17 protein-coding genes are annotated in these 19572 nt (G+C 56.7%); 15 read left to right on the top strand and 2 right to left on the bottom strand.

Annotated elements, in window-relative coordinates; all coding sequences use genetic code 11:
• The first annotated feature begins 77 nt into the window (after nucleotides 1-77).
• The 3 genes from GT748_RS10740 to GT748_RS10750 are packed head-to-tail and all read left to right on the top strand — an operon-like array spanning nucleotide 78 to nucleotide 1981.
• The gene (locus tag GT748_RS10740; protein ID WP_021658870.1) at nucleotides 78-851 is read left to right on the top strand and encodes a nitroreductase family protein; all 774 of its coding nucleotides are present in this window, start codon (nucleotides 78-80) and stop codon (nucleotides 849-851) included.
• 12 nt (nucleotides 852-863) lie between these two features.
• Nucleotides 864-1229 (top strand): ArsR/SmtB family transcription factor, encoded by a 366-nt coding sequence (locus tag GT748_RS10745; protein WP_021658871.1) that lies wholly within the window; start codon nucleotides 864-866, stop codon nucleotides 1227-1229.
• Nucleotides 1226-1981, top strand: coding sequence for an EFR1 family ferrodoxin (locus GT748_RS10750; protein WP_021658872.1), 756 nt, complete (start codon nucleotides 1226-1228; stop codon nucleotides 1979-1981). Before GT748_RS10745 ends, GT748_RS10750 begins: the two co-directional genes overlap by 4 nt.
• 278 nt (nucleotides 1982-2259) lie before the next feature.
• Here GT748_RS10750 and GT748_RS10755 read toward each other — a convergent pair whose 3' ends face one another.
• Nucleotides 2260-2544 (bottom strand): hypothetical protein, encoded by a 285-nt coding sequence (locus tag GT748_RS10755; protein ID WP_021658588.1) that lies wholly within the window; start codon nucleotides 2542-2544, stop codon nucleotides 2260-2262.
• A gap of 72 nt (nucleotides 2545-2616) precedes the next feature.
• Nucleotides 2617-4173 (bottom strand): Na+/H+ antiporter NhaC family protein, encoded by a 1557-nt coding sequence (locus GT748_RS10760; RefSeq protein ID WP_161213522.1) that lies wholly within the window; start codon nucleotides 4171-4173, stop codon nucleotides 2617-2619.
• Nucleotides 4174-4373: 200 nt separating this feature from the next.
• Between GT748_RS10760 and GT748_RS10765 the strand changes: the two genes are divergently transcribed.
• The 12 genes from GT748_RS10765 to GT748_RS10820 all read left to right on the top strand — a co-directional run bounded on the left by GT748_RS10765 (nucleotide 4374) and on the right by GT748_RS10820 (nucleotide 19517).
• Nucleotides 4374-5255 carry a DegV family protein gene (locus tag GT748_RS10765; RefSeq protein ID WP_021658585.1) on the top strand — a complete coding sequence of 294 codons (882 nt, stop codon included), beginning with the start codon at nucleotides 4374-4376 and terminating at the stop codon, nucleotides 5253-5255.
• A 474-nt stretch (nucleotides 5256-5729) separates the two neighbouring features.
• Complete coding sequence (locus GT748_RS10770; RefSeq protein ID WP_044992050.1) at nucleotides 5730-6833, top strand: BMP family lipoprotein; 1104 nt, start codon at nucleotides 5730-5732, stop codon at nucleotides 6831-6833.
• Nucleotides 6834-7168: 335 nt separating this feature from the next.
• A complete protein-coding gene (locus tag GT748_RS10775; protein WP_083546597.1) occupies nucleotides 7169-8263 on the top strand; it encodes a BMP family ABC transporter substrate-binding protein in 1095 nt (364 codons plus the stop codon).
• A gap of 474 nt (nucleotides 8264-8737) precedes the next feature.
• A complete protein-coding gene (locus GT748_RS10780; protein ID WP_044992048.1) occupies nucleotides 8738-9835 on the top strand; it encodes a BMP family ABC transporter substrate-binding protein in 1098 nt (365 codons plus the stop codon).
• A gap of 633 nt (nucleotides 9836-10468) precedes the next feature.
• Nucleotides 10469-12031, top strand: coding sequence for an ABC transporter ATP-binding protein (locus GT748_RS10785; RefSeq protein ID WP_021658573.1), 1563 nt, complete (start codon nucleotides 10469-10471; stop codon nucleotides 12029-12031).
• Nucleotides 12024-13103, top strand: a complete 1080-nt coding sequence (locus tag GT748_RS10790) for an ABC transporter permease (RefSeq protein WP_021658572.1) — start codon at nucleotides 12024-12026, stop codon at nucleotides 13101-13103. Before GT748_RS10785 ends, GT748_RS10790 begins: the two co-directional genes overlap by 8 nt.
• A complete protein-coding gene (locus tag GT748_RS10795) occupies nucleotides 13103-14035 on the top strand; it encodes an ABC transporter permease (protein ID WP_161213521.1) in 933 nt (310 codons plus the stop codon). Before GT748_RS10790 ends, GT748_RS10795 begins: the two co-directional genes overlap by 1 nt.
• Before the next feature lie 105 nt (nucleotides 14036-14140).
• Nucleotides 14141-15082, top strand: coding sequence for a nucleoside hydrolase (locus GT748_RS10800; protein ID WP_161213520.1), 942 nt, complete (start codon nucleotides 14141-14143; stop codon nucleotides 15080-15082).
• Between the two features lie 490 nt (nucleotides 15083-15572).
• Nucleotides 15573-16523, top strand: a complete 951-nt coding sequence (locus GT748_RS10805) for a nucleoside hydrolase (RefSeq protein ID WP_052537604.1) — start codon at nucleotides 15573-15575, stop codon at nucleotides 16521-16523.
• Nucleotides 16524-16935: 412 nt separating this feature from the next.
• A complete protein-coding gene (locus GT748_RS10810) occupies nucleotides 16936-17319 on the top strand; it encodes a hypothetical protein (protein WP_044992047.1) in 384 nt (127 codons plus the stop codon).
• Between the two features lie 656 nt (nucleotides 17320-17975).
• Complete coding sequence (locus tag GT748_RS10815; RefSeq protein WP_161213519.1) at nucleotides 17976-18674, top strand: Crp/Fnr family transcriptional regulator; 699 nt, start codon at nucleotides 17976-17978, stop codon at nucleotides 18672-18674.
• A 39-nt stretch (nucleotides 18675-18713) separates the two neighbouring features.
• On the top strand, nucleotides 18714-19517 hold the full coding sequence (locus GT748_RS10820; protein WP_021658562.1) for a nucleoside phosphorylase: 804 nt from the start codon (nucleotides 18714-18716) through the stop codon (nucleotides 19515-19517).
• Nucleotides 19518-19572: the final 55 nt, after the last annotated feature.

The following is a 19572-nucleotide window of genomic DNA, read 5'->3' on the forward strand; positions in this document are numbered from 1 at the left end:
ATTTCTTTACCGATGTTGTTTTGCCCCCGTCTCTCTGTTATAACAGTTAAAGAAGGTTGACAAAAGGGTGGGAAGAGATGAAACAGCGCCAGGTGATCATTGACACAGAACGCTGTGTGGGATGTGGTCTGTGCAGCCGGGTCTGCGTTGCCCGCAACATTGCCATCAGCGGCCAAAAAGCGGGCACAATAGGAGAGTCCTGCATCTTTTGCGGGCAGTGCTCGGCGGTCTGTCCGCAAAAGGCCATTTCCATGGTGGGCCGCGGGGACGGACAGGTCGAGAAGGAGGGGGATGTCCGCCTCTGCCCCGACGACGTTTTGAACGCCATCCGCTTTCGCAGGAGCGTCCGCACCTTTCAGCAGAGGGAGATCCCGCGGGAGGTGCTGGCACAGATTCTGGAGGCGGGCCGACTCACCCACACGGCAAAGAACGCACAGGACCTCTCCTTCGCCGTCCTCGACAGGGAAAAAGACCGCGTGGAGGGGATGGCGGTCAGGCTGTTCAGGGCGGTGCGGCCGATTGCGGGCTGGTTTAGCCCGCTGGCGAGGAACAGCCGGATCGACGAGCACTTTTTCTTCTTTCGCGCGCCAACTGTCATCGTCATCCTGGCCAACGATCCGACGAATGGCGTCCTCGCCGCGCAAAATATGGAGTTCGTCGCGGAGGCAAACGGCCTGGGCGTGCTGTACAGCGGCTTTTTTACCATGGCTGCCCGCGCTTCGCGAAAGATAAAACAGGTGATCGGCGTCCCCAAGGGGAAACGGGTGGCCATGACGTTGGTGCTCGGCTATCCGGGTGTCAAGTATCTGCGGTCGACCCCTCATCGGGCGCTGGATGTGCGATATTTATAGGGGGGATCGGGAATGGAAAAAGGGTGTGAGGAAAACCGTCGGCAGCTCGCCGCCGGCTTTCGGCGCTGTCGGGACGCCTTCACGGCGATCGGCGATGAGACGAGGCAGGCCCTCCTGCTCGCCCTGTTGGAGAGCGACCTGTCCGGGATCCGGGTGGGGGAGATCGCCCAGAAAACCCATCTCACCCGCCCCTCTGTCTCCCACCATCTGAAGATATTGAAAGAGGCGGGCATCGTCGCCATGCGCAGGGAGGGGACAAAGCACTACTACTATTTGAGCGCCGACGAGACGCGGTGGAAAGAGATCGCCGATCTGGTGGGCCGCGTCTATTCGAGCATCCAGCACATCAGTGCGCCATCGGAGGGGGAAGAAGGATGATTTTGTATTTTTCGGGAACGGGAAACAGCGAGTACGTCGCCCAAAAGCTGGGGCAGTTGGTCGGCGACGAGGTCTTGAACCTCTTTGAAGCCATCAAAAACAGCGACTTTTCGGAGCGGCGCTCCCAGCGCCCCTGGGTGGTGGTCGCCCCGACATACGCCTGGAGGCTCCCGCGCATCCTGCAGGCGTGGCTGGAGCGCACCCCCCTCTCCGGGAGTGCGGAGCTGTATTTTGTCATGACCTGCGGCGGGAGCATCGGGGGTGCCGGGCGCTATCTGGCAGAACTCTGCGCCCAAAAGGGGATGAATGACCGCGGGTGTATGGAGATCGTGATGCCCGAAAACTACCTTGCCCTGTTCACCACCCCGACCAGGGAGGAGGCGTTGCGGACGATAGAGAAGGCGGACAGGGGGATCGAGAGCGCAGCCCGCCTCCTCAAGGGGGGCGAAGATTTCCCCAGACCAGAGGTTTCCTTTGGCGGTCGGGTCAACAGCGGGCTGGTCAACCGGCTCTTTTACCCCCTGTTTGTCCACGCCAAGAAGTTTTACGCCACCGACGCCTGCGTCTCCTGCGGCAGATGTGTCGAGGTCTGCCCCCTCGGCAACGTCCGTCTGTCGGGCGGAAAACCCGTATGGGGGGAGCACTGCACCCACTGCATGGCCTGTATCTGCCGCTGCCCCAAAGGGGCCATCGAGTACGGGCGGCACAGCAGGGGCCTGCCGCGCTACACCTGCCCCAAAAAGGTACAATAGACGGCACCATAAAAGGGGGGAGACGGCGCTTCGCATGCGCTGTCTTCCCCCTTTTGCTGTCTGCCGATGCGGCGGGACGGCAGGGTGGGTACGGCCGGTTTGCCCGAGGAGGGTCCGCTTCTGTCCGGCCCTCTACCGGGGGCGCTGGGCTGCCGTCCCAGCGCCCGCCCTTTTCTCCCGCAGCGCCCCCATTGCAGAGGGACCCTCCCGCGGAGAGGGGAAAAGACAGGGCCGGTGGAGCATCGTTTGCTCCACCGGCCCTGTCTTTTCTTGAGGGGTCAGCGCCCGTCCTCTGGGGGAGGGGCGTCGTCCTCCTCCCTCACCGGCTCCTGGATCTCCAGGTGCTCGGCAGGGGGGTCCGGGGGCTGGATCTCCAGCTTTTCTGCTGGCCCGTCGTAGGCGCGGCTGTTGGCCCGGTTGAATTCCTCTTTTTGCTGTTGTTTTTTCTTGTAGTGGTTGCTGATGAGCTTGCGGACGACAAAGACCGCAATGAGCATCAATAGGGCGTATACCAGGGTCTGCCCCGCCATGTAGGAGGCGCGGACCAGCGATTCGTTGTCCATAAAAGATCCCCTTTCCAAGGTCGTGTGGCTGCCCGAGTGGGGCGGACGGGTTTGCCGGAGGAGGTGTCCCGCCTAGCGGCTGGCCGCCTCTGTCTCGGCCCGCTCCTTTTTCATGGTGCGGCGGTGGAGGAAGAGGAGGGAGAGCAGCAGCAGGGCCACGGCCACCACCAGGGTGAGGAGGGCGTTGGCGGTGAAGCCCGCCACAACAAAGCCCACAAAGCAGCAGCCGGCGGCCAGGGTGGCGTAGGGCAGTTGGGTGGACACGTGGTCGATGTGGTTGCACCCGGCCCCCGCAGAGGAGAGGATGGTGGTGTCGGAGATGGGGGAGCAGTGGTCGCCGTAGACCGCCCCGGCCAGGATGGCGGCGAAGATGATGGGGATGAGCTCCGGCGCCGAGTAGCGGGAGATCTCCACCGAGATGGGGATGAGCATGGCAAAGGTCCCCCAGGAGGTGCCGGTGGCGAAGGCAAGGCCGCTCGCCACCGCAAAGATGACGGCGGGGAAGAGCTGCAGGGGGAAGTGGGAGGAGCGCACCAGCTCGCCCACGTACTGCCCGGTGAGCAGGTATTCGGTGCAGACGCCGCCGATGGACCAGGCCAGGACCATGATGGTGATGGCGCTGAGCATGGACTTGAAGCCGGTGGTGATGCCGCCGAAAAATTCTTTAAAGGTCATGAGGCGGCGGGGCAGGTAGAGGAGCAGGGCCACGATCAGGGCGCCGAAGGCCCCATAGGTGAGGGAGGCATTGGAGTCGGTATTGGCAAAGGCGGCCATCAGCCCGACCTTTTCGCCGTCCACCACAGTGCCGAAACCGCCGGTCCAGAGCATGGAGGCCACGGTGAAGAGGATGAGGGAGGCGATGGGGAGGACCAGATCCCAGATCCGCCCCTTTTCCGAGGGGACGATCCCGTCCAGCTCGTCTTGCGCCTGGGCGGCGGGGACGTTTGTGATTTCACTGCCTTCCCGGCGGGCCTTCTCAAAGCGCTCCATCGGGCCGAAATCCAGCTGACAGAGGGAGAGGGCGATGACCATGATGATGGTGAGGATGGCATAGAGGTTGAAGGGGATGGACTGCAGGAAGGTGGTCATCCCGTTTTGGGTGGCGCCGGTGTCCGCCAGCACCGAGATGGCGTAGGCCGCAAAGCTGGAGATGGGGGCGATGGCGCAGATGGGGGCGGCGGTGGCGTCGATCACGTAGGCCAGCTTGGCGCGGGAAATCAGGTGTTTGTCGGTGATGGGGCGCATGACGGTGCCCACGGTGAGACAGTTGAAGTAGTCGTCAATAAAGATGAGCAGTCCCAGCCCGCTGGTGGCCAGCATGGCGCTGGAGCGCTTTTTGATCTTGCGGGACGCCCAGTCGCCGTAGGAGCGGGAGCCGCCGGACATGGTGACCACGCAGACCAGGGCCCCCAGCAGGGAGAGGAAGACCACCATGTAGGCGTTGTCGCCAATTTTGGTGGTGATGAGTGAAAAGAGCTCCACCAGGGCCTGAAGGGGGTTGCCGCCGGTGTAGATGAGCAGCCCGGAGAGGATGCCCACCAGCAGGGAGGAGATGACCTCTTTGGTGATGAGGGCCAGAACGATGGCCAAAATGGGGGGGAGCAGGGACCAGAAGCCGAAGTGCTCCATATAGATGACCTCCTTTGGTTTTGCTGAAATCGACACAGCTTATCAAATTTTATCACAATTTGTATGGAAAAACAATTGCGCCGACAAACTGCACATCTTTTTTGGGACAGCCTTGGAGAAAAAGTGGGGAAAACGGGTTTGCCTTGATTTCCCAGTGCAGATACTATAAAATGTAGACAATAAACAGGGAGGTATCCAACATGGAAAACACCTATCTCATCACCACCGATTCCACCACCGATTTTGACTCCGCTTATATAAAGGAACACGACATCCACATGGTCCCCCTCTCCTACGTGGTGGACGGGGTGAGCCACCCCGACCTCAACGCCACCGAAACAGGCGACTACAAGGCCTTTTACGACGCCCTGCGGGCGGGGGCCATGCCCACCACCTCACAGGTCACCCCGGAGGAGGGGATCCGCTTCTTTGAGCCCCTCTTGCAGCAGGGGTACGACATCCTCCACTTGGCCTTTACCTCCGGCCTCAGCGGCACCTGCGGCAGCATGATGGTGGCAGCCGACGAACTGCGGGAAAAATACCCCGAGCGCAAGATCACCGTCATCGACTCCCTCTGCGCCTCCCTGGGGGAGGGGCTGCTCTACCACCACATGCGCCGCCTGCAGGACGAGGGCAAGAGCATGGAGGAGGTGGCCGAGTGGACCGAGCGCAACAAGCTGCGCCTGTGCCACCAGGTCATCGCCGACGACCTGCACCACCTGCAGCGGGGCGGCCGCGTCTCCAAGACGGCGGCGGTCTTTGGCACCATGCTGGGCATCAAGCCCATCATCCACGTCAACAACGAGGGCAAGCTCATTCCGGTGGGCAAGGCGCGGGGCCGCAAGGCGGGGATCGAGTCCCTGCTCAAGACCATGGAGGAGAAGTTTGTCAAAGAGGACAACGACGTGGTCTATATCTGTCATGCCGACTGCCTGGAGGACGCCCAGCAGACGGCCAAGCAGATCAAGCAGCGCTTTGGCGTCAAAGAGGTGTATATCAACTATATTGGCACGGTCATCGGCAGCCATACCGGCTGCGGCACCATGGCCATCTTCTTCCTCGGAGACAAGCGGGACATGTAAATTCAGGAAAAAATGAATAGAAAGACGTCTTCATACAGCGGGTGGAGGCGTCTTTTTTTTGTGCGGGAGGGGGGCGCGTCTATTTTGTGCCCTAAAATGCCGCAAAAAAATCTTTATCCCCCCGGTGAAGGGTTGCGTCGAGAAATGAAAATTGATGAATGTTTTTAACGAAAATGATAGTTGCATGCAATTTGCATATTTTCGACCGGCCGGCAACGGGAAAGGAGGAAAAGAAGACTTTGACAAAAAAGTTGTAGCATTTTACTACAATGAAATGTAAAAACGGTTTTCTATATGAACAACTTACATATAAAAAGGAAAAGTAGACAAAAATCAAAATTGCTTTTAATGGAAATCGGCAAAGATGGGGCAATTGAATTGACAAGGCATTCCCAGCTGGCTAAAATTAGTTACAGCAAAACCCGTTTGACAATCCCCGTGTGGCGCGGGGAACCATTTGGAGGAGGTTTCAAAATGAAAAAATTACTGGCATCTTTGCTTGCCGTGACCATGATCGCCTCTCTGGCGCTCGTTGGCTGCGGCGACAGCAAAGACAAGGGTACTGGCGACAGCAGCGGCGACAACAAGAGCGGTATCAAGAGCATCTGCTTTGTCACCACCAACCTGGGCGACAAATCCTTTAACGACATCGCCAACGACGGCATCGTCAACTCCGGCAAGAAACTGGGCCTGGACTACAAGGTCATCGAGTACGGCACCGACAAGTCCAAGATGGAGCCCGCTTTCCTGGACGCGGCTGAGAACTACGACATGGTCTTCTTCTCCAGCGGCGAGCAGCTGGAGCTGATCCAGCGCCACGCGGAGGAGTTCTCCGACGTGAAGTTTGTCGGCTTCGACATCGACCCCGACAAGGATCCCAAGTTCCCCAACATCTTCTGCATCACCTACGCCCAGAACGAGGGCGACTTCCTGGCCGGCGCGCTGGCTATGAAGATCTCCAAATCCGGTGTCATCGGCTTTGTCGGCGGCGCTGAGGCCCCCGTTATCAACGACTTCATGGTCGGCTACATCGAGGGCGCCCTCCACGCCAAGGCTGACGGCAAGGTGGCCATCGCCTTCGTGGGCGACTACACCAACGCCCCCAAGGCCAAAGAGTTCGCTCTCCTTCAGATCACCACCAACAAGGCGGACGTTCTGCACGGCGTGGCCGGCGGCGCTGGCCTGGGCGTGTTCGAGGCTGCGGCCGACAACAAGGGTGTCTGGGGCATCGGCGTTGACGCCGACCAGCGGCAGTTCTTCGTGGACTCCAAGCCCGAGATCGCCAATGTCATCCTGACCTCCATGCTCAAACGCAATGATATCGCCATCGAGGACATCGTCACCCGCACCTGCAACGGCGACACCAGCGACTTCGGCACCATCAAAAAATGGGGCGTTGAGAAGGAAGTTACCGTTCTGGTCGAGAACGACTACTACAAAGAGAACACCACCGAAGAGCAGCGCGCATTTGTCGACGAGTGCAAGAAGGGGATCATCGACGGATCCATCAAAGTTTCCACCGGTTACGGCATGGACCAGGATACCCTGAACGCCCTGCGCAACAAAGCCAAAGCCTAAGAGAGAGGTCTCTCAACAAGCGGGTTTTCAAACGGCTCAATCAAATCAAAAGAGGAGAGCGATTTCGCTCTCCTCTTTTTTGTGTGCAGAAAAGGGGCGTGCCACGGAAGCGGAGGCTGCCGGTGAGCTTCCTTTGACAGAGAGAGGCTGGGATCAGTGGCAGGTAAAAACAGGTGACTTTACCGATATTTCTGTTCAATGGATACAAAAGGAGTGGCCGTATTAATTAAAAAGAGAGAAGATTTTATTTACATGTTGACATATTTTTAGATATAGTATATGGTCAAGGCAAACAAATCCACCCTTGAGAGGCCATTCTGAGGAGGCTGCTTGACATGAAGAAAATCGGCGCACTGTTATTGGCACTGACATTGATAGCGGGAATGCTTCTGACCGGCTGTGGCGACAGCAAAGAGGAAGGCGGCTCTGGCGAGACCAAAGAGGGGGCCATCAAGAGCGTGGCGTTCCTCGCCGGCGCGCTCGGCGACAAGTCGTTTATCGACATCTCCTACGCCGGCATCAAATCCGCCGGTGAGAAACTGGGCATCACCTACAAGGCTGTGGAATACGGCAGCGACAAATCGAAGATGGAACCGGCCCTTCTGGACAGCGCAGAAACCTATGACATGGTCATCTTCTCCGGCAACGAATTTTTGGAGTATCTGTACAAATACCCCGATGAATTCCCGGACACCAAGTTTGTGGCCTTTGACATCGAGCCGGGCACTGAGATCAAGATGGCCAATGTCTTTGCCATTACCTTCCGCCAGTGCGAGAGCGATTACCTAGCCGGCGCCTTCGCCATGACTTTGAGTAAAACCAAGGTCGTCGGTTTTTTGGGCGGCATGGAGGCCCCTGTCATCAACGACTTTTTGGTCGGATTTATTGAAGGGGTACAGAGGGTAGACCCCAACGGCAAGGTGGCGCTGGTCTACAACGGCTCTTACAGCGATGCCCCCAAAGCAAAAGAGTTCTCTCTGATGATGGTCAATCAGAACAAGGCGGACGTTCTGCACCAGGTTGCCGGCGGCGCTGGGTTGGGTGTATTCCAGGCCTGCCAAGAAGCTGAGATTTGGGGCATCGGCGTGGACGCCGACCAGTACGAATTTTTTAAGGACGAAAAACCCGAAATCGCCGCAGTCATCATCACCTCCGCTGAAAAGAGGGTGAATGTGGCCCTGGAGACCGCCATCACCGATACCTACAACGGCACCGCCACCTACTATGGCACCCGGGAGGACTGGGGAATTGAAAAGGGGGTTGCCGACCTGGCCCAAAACGACTTTTATGAGGCCAACGCGCCGCAGGCCTGCAAAGATGCGGTTGACGCGGCCCGCGAAGATGTGAAGAGCGGCAAGGTAAAGGTCACCACCGGCTACGGCATGGAACAGGAAGAGCTGAACAAACGCCGTAACTCGGTAAAACCGTAACAACTTTAAAGGGAAGTTGCGAGGAGGGGGGGCGCCTGAGCGCCCTTCCTTCTTTGTGGTTGCAAAAAGATAGCAGTTGACGGGTGAAAAAGAAGGAGTGGCAAAAGGCCAACGGAGGAGAAAGGATCTTCTATCCTCTGCGACTTTGCAGCTGAAAACAGATGCAAAAAGGGGGAATTGTCCGCCTGAGCGGATCTTTTTGCCAAAATTGGAAAGCAGGCAGATTTTTCGCAGAAAATCACATTTGATAGAAAATTTTGAACAAAAGTTGAAGAGAAAACGCCCATTTATATAAGGAAGGGGAACTTTTAAATGAAATTTATGGTTTTCTATAAATCGTGCACAAAAAAAGGACGAGATTTTGTTCCATATTAGAGAAAACGGTTCGATTTTATTGACGAACTGTTACGAAAGGATTATACTTCAAACATGGAAAAACCCATCTCAAGTATTTTTATGGGGAGGCTATTCGAAATGAAAAAACTTCTGGCAATGCTGCTGGCAGTGACCATGGTCGCGGGTTTGGCCCTGACCGGTTGCGGCGACAGCAAGGATGAAGGCAACTCTGGCGGCGACGCCAAAGAGGGCGCCATCAAGAGCGTCGGCTTCATCTGTGGTAACCTGGGCGACAAGTCCTTCAACGACATCTCCTACGAGGGTGTCAAGTCCGCCGGCGAAAAGCTGGGCATCACCTACAAAGCAGTTGAGTACGGCACCGACAAATCCAAGATGGAGCCCACCCTGCTGGACAGCGCTGATGCGTACGACATGATCATCTTCTCCGGCAACGAGTTCCTGGAGATCCTCGAGAGACACGCTGACGAGTGGCCCAACACCAAGTTCGTCTGCTTCGACATCGAGCCGGGCACCGAGATCAAAATGTCCAACGTCTTCGCCATCACCTTCCGTCAGTGCGAGAGTGACTACCTGGCCGGCGTTTTCGCCATCACCCTGAGCGACACCAAGACTGTTGGCTTTGTCGGCGGCATGGAAGCCCCCGTTATCAACGACTTCCTGGTTGGCTTCATTGAGGGTGTCCAGAGAGCTGACGCCAATGGCAAGGTCGCCATGGTCTACAACGGCTCTTACACCGACGCCCCCAAAGCCAAAGAGTTCTCTCTGATGATGGTCAACAACAACAATGCTGACGTTCTGCACCAGGTCGCCGGTGGCGCTGGTCTGGGCGTGTTCCAGGCCTGCCAGGAGAAGAAAATCTGGGGCATCGGCGTGGACGCTGACCAGTACGAGTTCTTCAAAGACGAGAAACCTGAGATCGCCGCAGTCATCATCACCTCCGCTGAAAAGAGAGTGAACGTGGCTCTGGAGACCGCCATCACCGACACCTACAACGGCACTGCCACCTACTACGGCACCCGTGAGGACTGGGGCGTTGAGAAGGGCGTTGCCGATCTGGCTGAGAACGACTACTACCAGCAGAATGCTCCTCAGGAGTGCAAAGACGCTGTCGCTGCTGCCCGCGAGGACATCAAGAGCGGCAAAGTGAAGGTCACCACCGGCTACGGCATGGCTCAGGACGAGCTGAACAAACGCCGTGACTCTGTGAAACCGTAAACTGCTAGCGAACAATAAAAAGAAGGGCGGATGATTCCGCTCTTCTTTTTTTGCAAAAGAGGTTTGTCAGGCTCCCATCGAAAACAAAAAAGCGCTTGCTTTCTTGAGAAGCAATATTTCTGAATGGTGAAAGTGCAAGTTGTGGGCAGGATAGAGCATCCCTTTGCATGAGGGGGAGAAAAGGGGAAAATAGACGCAATCAACAAAACTTGTGAACGAACTGTAAAAATGAGGAAACTGTTATATTTGACAAGAGGGGACCACCGCAAAAACACAATCATCTATACAGTTGTACAAATTAAGTTCAGTTTGTTTTCAATGTTTATGGCAATTTTATCTAGTTATTTTAGAGCGTTCCTCTTAGCAAAAATTCAGAAATTGACAATTTGCATAAAATCTAAAAGCCATATATGTGCTATAAAGAGGTTTTCTTCATTCCCTGTTTACATTTCCAAGCAAATTGGTTAGAATTTATGATAGTGAAATTAGTATTGGGTGCCGTGCGGCGTATGGTGCGGCCGCGGGGTTTTCAGTACTAATCTTTGGGTGTCCCGAGCGCCCGAAATCACGAAAATCTACTGCAAATGTCCTGTCAAAAGGCAGGCCGTTTAAAGGTAAGTACGAGGTGATTGTATGCCAGAAGAAATTCTATTAATGGACAACATTACCAAAGTGTACGCCAATGGCTTTGTGGCCAACAAAGACGTAACATTGTCCGTTAATAAGGGCGAGATCCACGCGCTGTGTGGCGAGAACGGCGCTGGCAAGTCCACCTTGATGAAGGTCCTCTTCGGTAGTGAAACCCCCGAAGAAGGCCGCATTGTCATCAAGGGAGAAGAGGTCAAAATCAACAACCCCCTAGAGGCCATCGCCCTTGGGGTAGGCATGGTTTGGCAGCACTTTATGCTCTGCCCTTCTTTGACCATCGCTGAAAACCTGATTTTGGGCATGGAGCCCAAAAAGTTCGGCAAGTTCGGGCCGCTGAACATGGCGCAGGCCAACAAGGTCGCCCAGGAAGCCTGTGAAAAGTACGGCTTTAAGCTGGACGTCACCAGAAAGGTCGAGGAGCTGGCTGTCGGCAACAAGCAGAAAGTTGAGATCCTCAAAGCTCTGATCCGCGGCGCCGAGATCCTGATCCTCGACGAGCCCACCGCTGTTCTGACCCCGCAGGAGACCGCCGAGCTGTTCGTGCAGCTGCGCCACCTGAAAGAGCTGGGCCATACGATCATCTTCATCTCTCACCACCTGGACGAGGTCAAAGAGCTCTGCGACCGCCTGACCGTCCTGCGCCTGGGCAAATCCGTGGGCACCGCCATTGTGGCAGACGTGACCCAGCAGGATATCTCCCGGATGATGGTCGGCCGCGACGTCATGCTGAAGATCGACAAGACCAAAGCACAGCCCACAGAGACCGTGCTGAAGATCCGCGATCTTACATACAAAGATGAAGAGGGCCGCGACATTGTCAAAGGCTTCAGTGCCAGCGTCCGCAAGGGCGAGATCGTCGGCATTGCCGGCGTTGAGGGCAACGGCCAGCGCGAGATCTCCGAGATCATCACCGGCCTGCTGCCGCTGAACAACGGCGAGATCACCATCGACGGCCAGTCCATTCGCGGCAAGTCCATCCGCCAGATCCGCGAGATGGGCGTCGCCCACATCTCCGAGGACCGCATGACCTACGGCTGCTCCGAGAACCTGTCGGTCAAGGACAACATCATCTCTGACCGCTACTACAAGAAAGACTACAAGCAGGGCCCCCTGATGAACAACAAGAAGCTCGACTCCGAAGTAGACGAGCTCATCAAGGAGTTCTTGGTCAAATGCGGCGACCGCAATGAGCCGGTCCGGATGCTCTCCGGCGGCAACATGCAGAAGGTCGTTGTCGCCAGAGAGTTCTCCGGCGATACCCGCCTGATTGTCGCCAACCAGCCCACCCGCGGTATCGACGTCGGCGCCACCGAGTTCATCCGCAGAAAGCTCGTCGAGCTGAGAGATGGCGGAGCGGCTGTCCTGCTGATCACCGCAGACCTCAACGAAGCGCTGGAATTGAGCGACAGCTTGGTTGTCATGTGCGGCGGCGAGATCGTTGCCTACTTTGAAGATGCCTCTCAGGTCACCGACTTCATTCTTGGTGAGTATATGCTGGGCCTGAAGAGAATGTCCGACGAGGAAATCGGGAGGGTCTGCTATGACTAGTAAACAAATTGAAAAACGCTTTGACTTTTTCAAAACTGTTCTCTGTGTTCTCATCTCTTTTGTAATTGCGTTTATCCTCATCCTGCTGGTCAGTAAAGACCCGTTTGAGACCTTCAAGGTCTTCTTGATTGGGCCTCTGCAGTCCGTCCGCCGGATGGCGAACGTCATCGAGCTGGCGATCCCCTTGACCTTCTGCGGCGTCGGTGTTGCCATCATGTACTCGGCCAACCAGTTCTCCATGATCACCCAGTCCTCCTTCTTCCTGGCGGCCTGCTTGAGCTCCTGGTTTGCCATCTACGTGAAGCTGCCGAGGGGCCTGCACAGCCTGCTGGTCATCCTCATGGGCGCCATCATCGGCGGTGCCATCGCCGCTGTTCCCGCCTTCATGAAGGTGAAATGGAAGGCCTCTGAGGTCGTTTCTTCCCTGATGCTCAACTACATCGTCAACAACTTTGTCGCCTACTTCTTGATTTACGTCTTCAAAGACAAAGATGCTGGCTTCAACGCCTCTTACGAGTTCCACAAATCCGCTAAGCTGACCGTTCTGATCAAGGGCACCCGCATTCACACCGGCATCATTGTCTGCGCCCTGGTCGTGGTCTTCGCTTACCTGCTCCTTTACAAAACCAAATGGGGCTACGCCATCCGCGCAGTCGGCCAGAACCAGGATTTCGCCAAGTACTCCGGCATCGCGGTTGCCTCCGTTATGATGTACTCCCAGATCATCGGCGGTATCATCTCCGGTATCGGCGGCTCTGTCGAGATGATGGGTCTGTTCACCCGGTTCACCTGGGAAGCTCCCCCGACCTACGGCAACGACGCCCTGATGGTCGGCATCCTGGCTCGCTATAACCCCGCGATGGTTCCCCTGTCCGCTCTGTTCCTGGCATACATCCGTACCGGTGCTGACGTCATGTCCCGTGTTACCGATATGCCCATCGAGTTCGTGTTCATCATCCAGGGCGTTGTCATCATGCTGGTTGCTGCCGACATGTTCCTGGCCAAGTGGAAACACAAGCTCATCGTTAAGAATGCTCAGAAACAGATTGCTGTGAAGGAGGTTGCGAAGTAATGTTAGAACAGATTTTTTCGACTCTGTTTAGTTGGGCTACCCTGAAAGCTGCTCTGCGTTTTACAACCCCCATCCTGCTGGCTTCTCTGGGCGCTATCTTTACTGCAAGAGCAGGCGTTCTGAACCTGAACTTGGAAGGTACCATGCTGGCCGCGGCTTTGGGCGGCGTTCTCGGGTGCCACTACAGTGGAAGCCTCTGGACTGGCATTCTGGCCGCCATTCTGGTAGGCGTTTTGATTGCCGCCATCCTCGCTTGGGACGGCATCTACATGAAATCCAACATGGTGCTTGCCGGTACCGCTTTGAACACCTTCGTCTCCGGCCTTACCATATTCGTACTGTTTATGATAACGGGTGAGAAGGGCACATCAACAAAGCTGACCAGCTACAAAATGCCCAGCATCGACATCCCCCTGATCAAGGACATCCCTGTTCTGGGCGAGATCCTCTCCGGGCACAGCATCCTGACCTACTTTGCCTTCATCTGCGTGTTCATCGCCGCCTTCCTGCTGTTCAAGACCGCCATCGGTCTGCGGATCCGTGCAGTCGGCGAGAACTCCGATGCCGCTGAGTCTGTCGGCGTCAACGTCAAGAGGATCAAAGCCATGTCTCTGATCATCTGTGGCTTCTTCGCTTCTCTGGGCGGCGCCTACCTCTCCATGGACTATGTGACCTGGTTCCAGCGTGAAATGACCTCTGGCCGTGGCTTTATCGCCCTGGCTGCTATGAACCTCGGCAACTCGCATCCTGTTGGCACCATGCTGGCCGCCATGCTGTTTGGCGCTGCCGAAGCGATCGCCACCATCCTGCAGTCGCTGAAGATCCCCTATCAGCTGGTTCTGATGATCCCCTACTTCGTCACCCTGATCGGCCTGATCGTCTACGCTATCCGCCGCGAAGCGAAAATCAAAAAGCTCCGCATGTCCAGATAGTCAAAATCCAAATATCTTGCAAATGGATAGCTGTTTGGCTATCCATTTGTTTTTTCCAAGGCAGCCGGCCAAGAGGGCTGTAGCTATTTAAAGGAGGAGACATCTGTGGAGAAGATCCCCGTTATTATCGACTGCGACCCCGGGCATGACGACGCCATTGCTCTCACCATGGCGCTGGCCAGCGAAAAGCTGGAGGTGCTGGGGGTGACCCTGGTGGGCGGCAATCAGACATTGGAGAAAATCACCAAGAACTGCCTGACGGTGCTCGACTACATCGGCAAAGAGGTGCCGGTGGCTGTGGGGACAGAGGGCCCCATCCGCAGAGAGCTGACGGTGGCGGCCAACGTACACGGCGAGAGCGGGTTGGACGGCCCAACGCTGCCGCCGCCCCACTCCAAGCCCGTTTCCACCCACGCAGTCGAGTTTATGCGCCGACTGATCGAGGGGTGTGACCGCCCGGTCACCCTGATTCCCCTGGGCCCCCTGACCAATATCGCCACCCTCTTTTTGGCCCACCCGGAACTCAAGGCAAAGGTCAGCCGCATCTCCCTGATGGGCGGGGCGGCCCTCAGTGGCAACCGCACCCCCACCACCGAGTTCAACACCTGGCAGGACCCGGAAGCGACCCATCTGGTCTTTTCCTCCGGCATCCCCATCACCATGTGCGGCATCGACATCACCCACAAGGCCCTGATCCGGGACAGCGATATCGCCGACTTCCGGGCCATCGGCAACCGGGCAGCGGTGATGGTGGCCGATTTGCTGGACTTTTTCTCGAGCTACTACAAGTCCATCGGCGTCAATGAAACCCCTCTGCACGACCCGGTGGCCGTAGCCTGGGTCATCGAGCCCAGCATCTGCCGGACAGAGCGCCTCAATGTCTCGGTCGATTTGGACGGCGAGCACACGGTGGGCTGCACGGTGACCGATTTTCGCGGTGTCACCGGCAAAGAGCCCAACTGCGATGTGGGGCTGGACATCGACAGAGAGGCCTTTGTGGGGCTCATCAAAGAGCTGTTACACCACTACGACGGGCAGGTTGCCTAGACAAAAAATGCATTAAGAATTGACGGCAGGACGGCCGCGATGAACAAAAAGACTCGCCGCTGCAAAGGCAGAGGGACAGGAAGCGACTGCCGGTAGGCTGGTTCTATGTGTGTTGACTGAGCCCCTTTAAATGCCGCTTAGATGGACGGCAGACGGCCTCAATGGCTACATTGCGCCAATGGCTGTGAAGAAAACGTGAATTTGCATTTGCAGCCGGAGGGGCAGATCATTTCGCCCGATGTCTAGAAAGATGCCCTGCGGCGGGGCTATGGGGAAACGGCGGGCAACAAGGTTTCCCGGTAAGAGAAGATTGCGAAGAGAGCGAAAAGCAGGGAAGGCCAAAGGGCAGGACAGTCTCAATATCCTGATGCAGCGGCCGAGCTGGAGCGCTGGGCGCGCCTGCCGCCGAATCTCCGTGAAGGAAGAGGCCCCCTATACCGACCTGCAAAACAAGGTGGATAAACCGCCATTTGAGAGGAGTATGATTGATTTGGAAAAGAAGATTCCCCTGATTATTGACACCGACCCGGGAGTGGACGATGCCTTCTGCATGTTGCTGGCAAATTCCAGCGACCGGGTGGAGATCCGCGCCATCACCGCAGTGGCGGGGAATGTCCCCCTCTGCCACACAAAAGAGAATGCCCGCCGTTTGGCGGGGATGATGGGGCTGCGTGGGACCCGGGTGGCAGCCGGAGCGGAGAAGCCGCTGATCGTGCCCCAGGAGACGGCGGAGATGGCCCACGGGAAAAACGGGATGGGCGGCCTGGAATTGCCCGAGACCGATAAGGAACTGGACCTCTTGCCCGCCTGGGATGTCATCTATGAGGAGTGCAAAAAGGCCGAAGGGGAGATGCAGATTGTTGCTGTTGGCCCCCTGACCAACATCGCCATCGCCCTCCTCAAATACCCGGAACTCAAGGGCCTGATCAAGCATCTGATCATCATGGGGGGGGCCCAGACAACGGGCAATCACTCCCCCTATGGCGAGTTCAACGTCTGGGCGGACCCCCACGCGGCGGAAATTGTCTTTCAGGCGGGGGTGCCCATGACCATGATCGACCTGGACGCCTGCCACATGAGCTACCTCACCGACGAGGAGTACGACACCTTTGTGGGGATGAAGAACCGGTACAGCGAGAATTTCTTTGAGTTTATGGCCAAGCGTGAAGAAGAGAGAAAGTCCCGCATGGCTGGAACGCCGTTTGCCGGCAAACATTCGCCCCCGGACGCGGTGACCATTGCCGCTCTGCTGGACGAGGATCTCTTTACCTATGAATGGCTGCCCGTTTCGGTGGAGACCCACGGTCCCTGCATGGGCCGGACGGTGGTGGATTACCGCAACCGAGAGGGGAAGACCCCTAACTGCCGGGTGGTCAGAGGCGCCGATCGCCAGCGGTTTGTCAACCTGTTTTATAAGATGGCGGAAGTTTACGCCAAATAGCAGCGATGAAAGAGAGCGCGGTCGCCTTGAGCGGTCGCGCTCTTGATTGTTTACGACGGCCACTCGACCCGGATAATGAAAAAAGAGAAGGGGATGATTTTGCCGGCTGTCCGCTGCGATGGGGGCACTCTGGCAGCTGGCGATTTCCTCCCTTCTCCAAGACGGCAGAAAAACAACACGCAAAACAAATGCTTTTTAAAAAACTTGTTCGCCCTTTTTTAAGACAATGCAGACTTTGCAATCCTCAAAATAACTAGGAAAGATCTGGATGTAGATGTCTTTCGATCAATTTTTAAAAGGCAGAAAAGTGTGCAAAAAAAGGCCTGTTTTCATATTACCAAATTAGTGGTAAAATAGAGACAGATACTTCACCACAGTGGGGCGAATCAAAAAACAGGAGGAAAAAGATAAAATGAGCGCATCAAAGTTGGAGAAACAGCAGGCAAAACTTGTGGAGTTGGGCGCCATGGAGCAGGGAGACACCCTAATCGACTTTCTGCAGGCGAGTTATGTGGAGCGCCTGGTCGGAAAGATGGGCAGATGGAAACAGGGCTGGGCCTATTTTACCGAAGAGCGGCTGATTGTCACGACAGGGCTGCTGGAAGAGAATCTCATCATCCCTTACAAGACCATCCGCGAACTGGGAAAGTGTTCGCAGAGCTTGATGCCCATTGGCATTGTCATCACCCATGAGGACGCAAAAACAGGGGAGACGGTGACCGACAGGGTCTCGATGATGAAGCGAGATCGGTGGATGAAGTTTATGGCAGACAAGGCCGGTATCCTCCTCTCCTGACGGCACCCGGAGCGCCCTGCCCAAACACTGGGGAGATAGGGCAGAGACGTCTTAGAAGGAGTTTGCACGCGAACGAGCTCGATCTGGCCCTGCTGGCAGGGGAAAGACTTATGGTATTATCATACAGGCTTTTTGCCCGCACAGGGGAGAATGGGAATGGCGTGCAGGTCATTTGTCTGCGATAACTTCTCTTTTATCCTATAAACAGGCGCTGGGCTGCTTTTGGAAGGTAGCCCAGCGCCTGTTTGCCATCTCCCCTTGCAGCCGGCCAGATGTTATGATAGGAAAAAAATTGACAAAGGAGGGGCGGGGATATATCTGCTCTGGACTTTTTTCGGTTGTAGGCAGCATGGCCCCCTTTGCAGGCAAAGGGGGAAAAAGCCGCTCCCCAGACCGGCAAGCAGGGTGCGGTTGTGCTTTGAGAGAGCAGGCTTCGTTGTAGGTGAGGGAACAGGGGTTGGACACAGCAATCCGATTTGAAAGGGTCGTCAAGAAAAGGAGGAAGGAGTGGGAAGGATGTACAAAATGAGAAGGTATGGACAGCTGGCCTTTTTTGTGAAAGAAGAGGGGACTACAATGGTGCCAGGGAAATGGAAAGGAGCAGCCTCCAAATCGGCGGTATGCCCATCGACATTGGCAGGAGAGGAGGAGTACCTGTGACGGTGCAGGAGTGGTTGGCCGGAGAAGAGGAGGGCCGCCGGGCGCAGCTGCAAGAACAGTTTGCCAATTTGGCGCCGGGAACCGAGATCCGCCTGCTCGACCTAAATTCGGGCGAGGTGCTGATGCGCCAGGGAGACAGCTGGTGGGAGGTCTGTACCCTCATCGAGGGTCGGGTACAGGTGGCTACCCACCAGCCGAACTACACCACCTACACCCTGCGGGAGTTTTCGCCTTTTGTTCGGTTTGGACACTGGGAGGCGTTGGGGAAAAGCCCGTTTTTGGCGGCGACGGTGCGGGCCAAGAGCACCTGCCGGTTCTGCGCCCTCTCTCGAGAGGCCTATCTCCGCTGGCTCACAGACAGCCCGCAAGTCCTGATGAAGGAGGCGAGTGAAGCGGTGAGCGCTCTGCTTTATCAGGGGCTCTTGGACCGAAATACCCTGGTGATGGAGAGTGAGAGCCGGGTGGCATTCTACCTTGTCAGCTGCTTTCAGGCAGAGGGGCACAAGGGAGGGACAGGGGTGGTGATCCGGCGCAGCCACCAGGAGATAGCAGAGGCCACCAGCCTTTCGGTGCGCACAGTGACCCGCATCCTGCACCGGTTGCGGGAGCGGGGACTGGCGGGCTCCAAAAAGGGAAAGGTCGCCCTCGCCCCCTCGCAGGCCGAAGCGTTAAGGGAACTCTTTCCGCCGTTCTAACCGTTTTCCACACTACAAAAAAACAGGGAGGAACGGACCATGTCACAGCAATTCCACATGAAAATCGAGGAGGGGCAGGTGGCCCCTTACGTGCTGCTTCCGGGAGACCCGGGACGGGTGGAGATGGTCGCCAAGTATTGGGACAAAGCCACCAAGGTGATGAGCAACCGAGAGTACGTCACCTATACCGGGGAGTACAAAGGGGTGCCCATCAGCTGCGCCAGCACGGGGATCGGCGCGCCTTCCACCTCCATTGCCATGGAGGAGTTGGCCCGGTGCGGCGCCACGACATTTCTGCGCATCGGGACCTGCGGTACCTTTCAGGATTGGGTTCAGAACGGGGATATCGCCATCTTTGACTCGGCCGTCCGGCTGGATGGGGCCTCCAAGCTCTACGCGCCGGTAGAGTTCCCCGCCGCCGCCAACTACGAAGTGGTGAACGCCTGTGTCGAGGCGGCAGAGGGGATGGGAGAGCGGTACCATGTGGGAACCACCCGCTCGGCCGATACCTTTTACGCCCGCCATGCAAAGCCGGGCTCCTCTTTTGGCGGCTACTGGCAGTCCAGTTGGGCCAGCCACTTTGATGACCTGAAGCGGATGGGGGTGGTGGCGGCCGAGATGGAGGCCAGCCTCATCTTTGTGCTGGCCCGGGTCTGGGGACTGCGGGCCGGGGGTATTTCAGTGGTGCTGGACAATGTCTGCCAATGCGCCGGTGAAAGCGGCAACTTTGAGCCGGAGAAGGCCATCGACCACGCCGCCAGCTATATTGAAAAACTCTGCCTTGCAGGCTGTGAGAGTGTGCGCATCCTGGCGAAAAAGGACCGCGCCAGGAGGGCCGGATAGCACGGCGGTACCGGTAAAAAAAGAGGGAGATGCACAGATCCTGTGCATCTCCCTC

It is taken from the genome of Bittarella massiliensis (ex Durand et al. 2017) (genome assembly GCF_009876955.1).
Taxonomy (GTDB): Bacteria; Bacillota; Clostridia; order Oscillospirales; family Ruminococcaceae; genus Bittarella; species Bittarella massiliensis.

What these genes read in the sequence shown, in the direction of transcription:
- GT748_RS10740 (WP_021658870.1), top strand. Translation starts at nt 78, where the DNA reads ATGAAACAGCGCCAGGTGATCATTGACACAGAACGCTGTGTGGGATGT.
- GT748_RS10745 (WP_021658871.1), top strand. Translation starts at nt 864, where the DNA reads ATGGAAAAAGGGTGTGAGGAAAACCGTCGGCAGCTCGCCGCCGGCTTT.
- GT748_RS10750 (WP_021658872.1), top strand. Translation starts at nt 1,226, where the DNA reads ATGATTTTGTATTTTTCGGGAACGGGAAACAGCGAGTACGTCGCCCAA.
- GT748_RS10755 (WP_021658588.1), bottom strand. Translation starts at nt 2,544, where the DNA reads ATGGACAACGAATCGCTGGTCCGCGCCTCCTACATGGCGGGGCAGACC.
- GT748_RS10760 (WP_161213522.1), bottom strand. Translation starts at nt 4,173, where the DNA reads ATGGAGCACTTCGGCTTCTGGTCCCTGCTCCCCCCCATTTTGGCCATC.
- GT748_RS10765 (WP_021658585.1), top strand. Translation starts at nt 4,374, where the DNA reads ATGGAAAACACCTATCTCATCACCACCGATTCCACCACCGATTTTGAC.
- GT748_RS10770 (WP_044992050.1), top strand. Translation starts at nt 5,730, where the DNA reads ATGAAAAAATTACTGGCATCTTTGCTTGCCGTGACCATGATCGCCTCT.
- GT748_RS10775 (WP_083546597.1), top strand. Translation starts at nt 7,169, where the DNA reads ATGAAGAAAATCGGCGCACTGTTATTGGCACTGACATTGATAGCGGGA.
- GT748_RS10780 (WP_044992048.1), top strand. Translation starts at nt 8,738, where the DNA reads ATGAAAAAACTTCTGGCAATGCTGCTGGCAGTGACCATGGTCGCGGGT.
- GT748_RS10785 (WP_021658573.1), top strand. Translation starts at nt 10,469, where the DNA reads ATGCCAGAAGAAATTCTATTAATGGACAACATTACCAAAGTGTACGCC.
- GT748_RS10790 (WP_021658572.1), top strand. Translation starts at nt 12,024, where the DNA reads ATGACTAGTAAACAAATTGAAAAACGCTTTGACTTTTTCAAAACTGTT.
- GT748_RS10795 (WP_161213521.1), top strand. Translation starts at nt 13,103, where the DNA reads ATGTTAGAACAGATTTTTTCGACTCTGTTTAGTTGGGCTACCCTGAAA.
- GT748_RS10810 (WP_044992047.1), top strand. Translation starts at nt 16,936, where the DNA reads ATGAGCGCATCAAAGTTGGAGAAACAGCAGGCAAAACTTGTGGAGTTG.
- GT748_RS10820 (WP_021658562.1), top strand. Translation starts at nt 18,714, where the DNA reads ATGTCACAGCAATTCCACATGAAAATCGAGGAGGGGCAGGTGGCCCCT.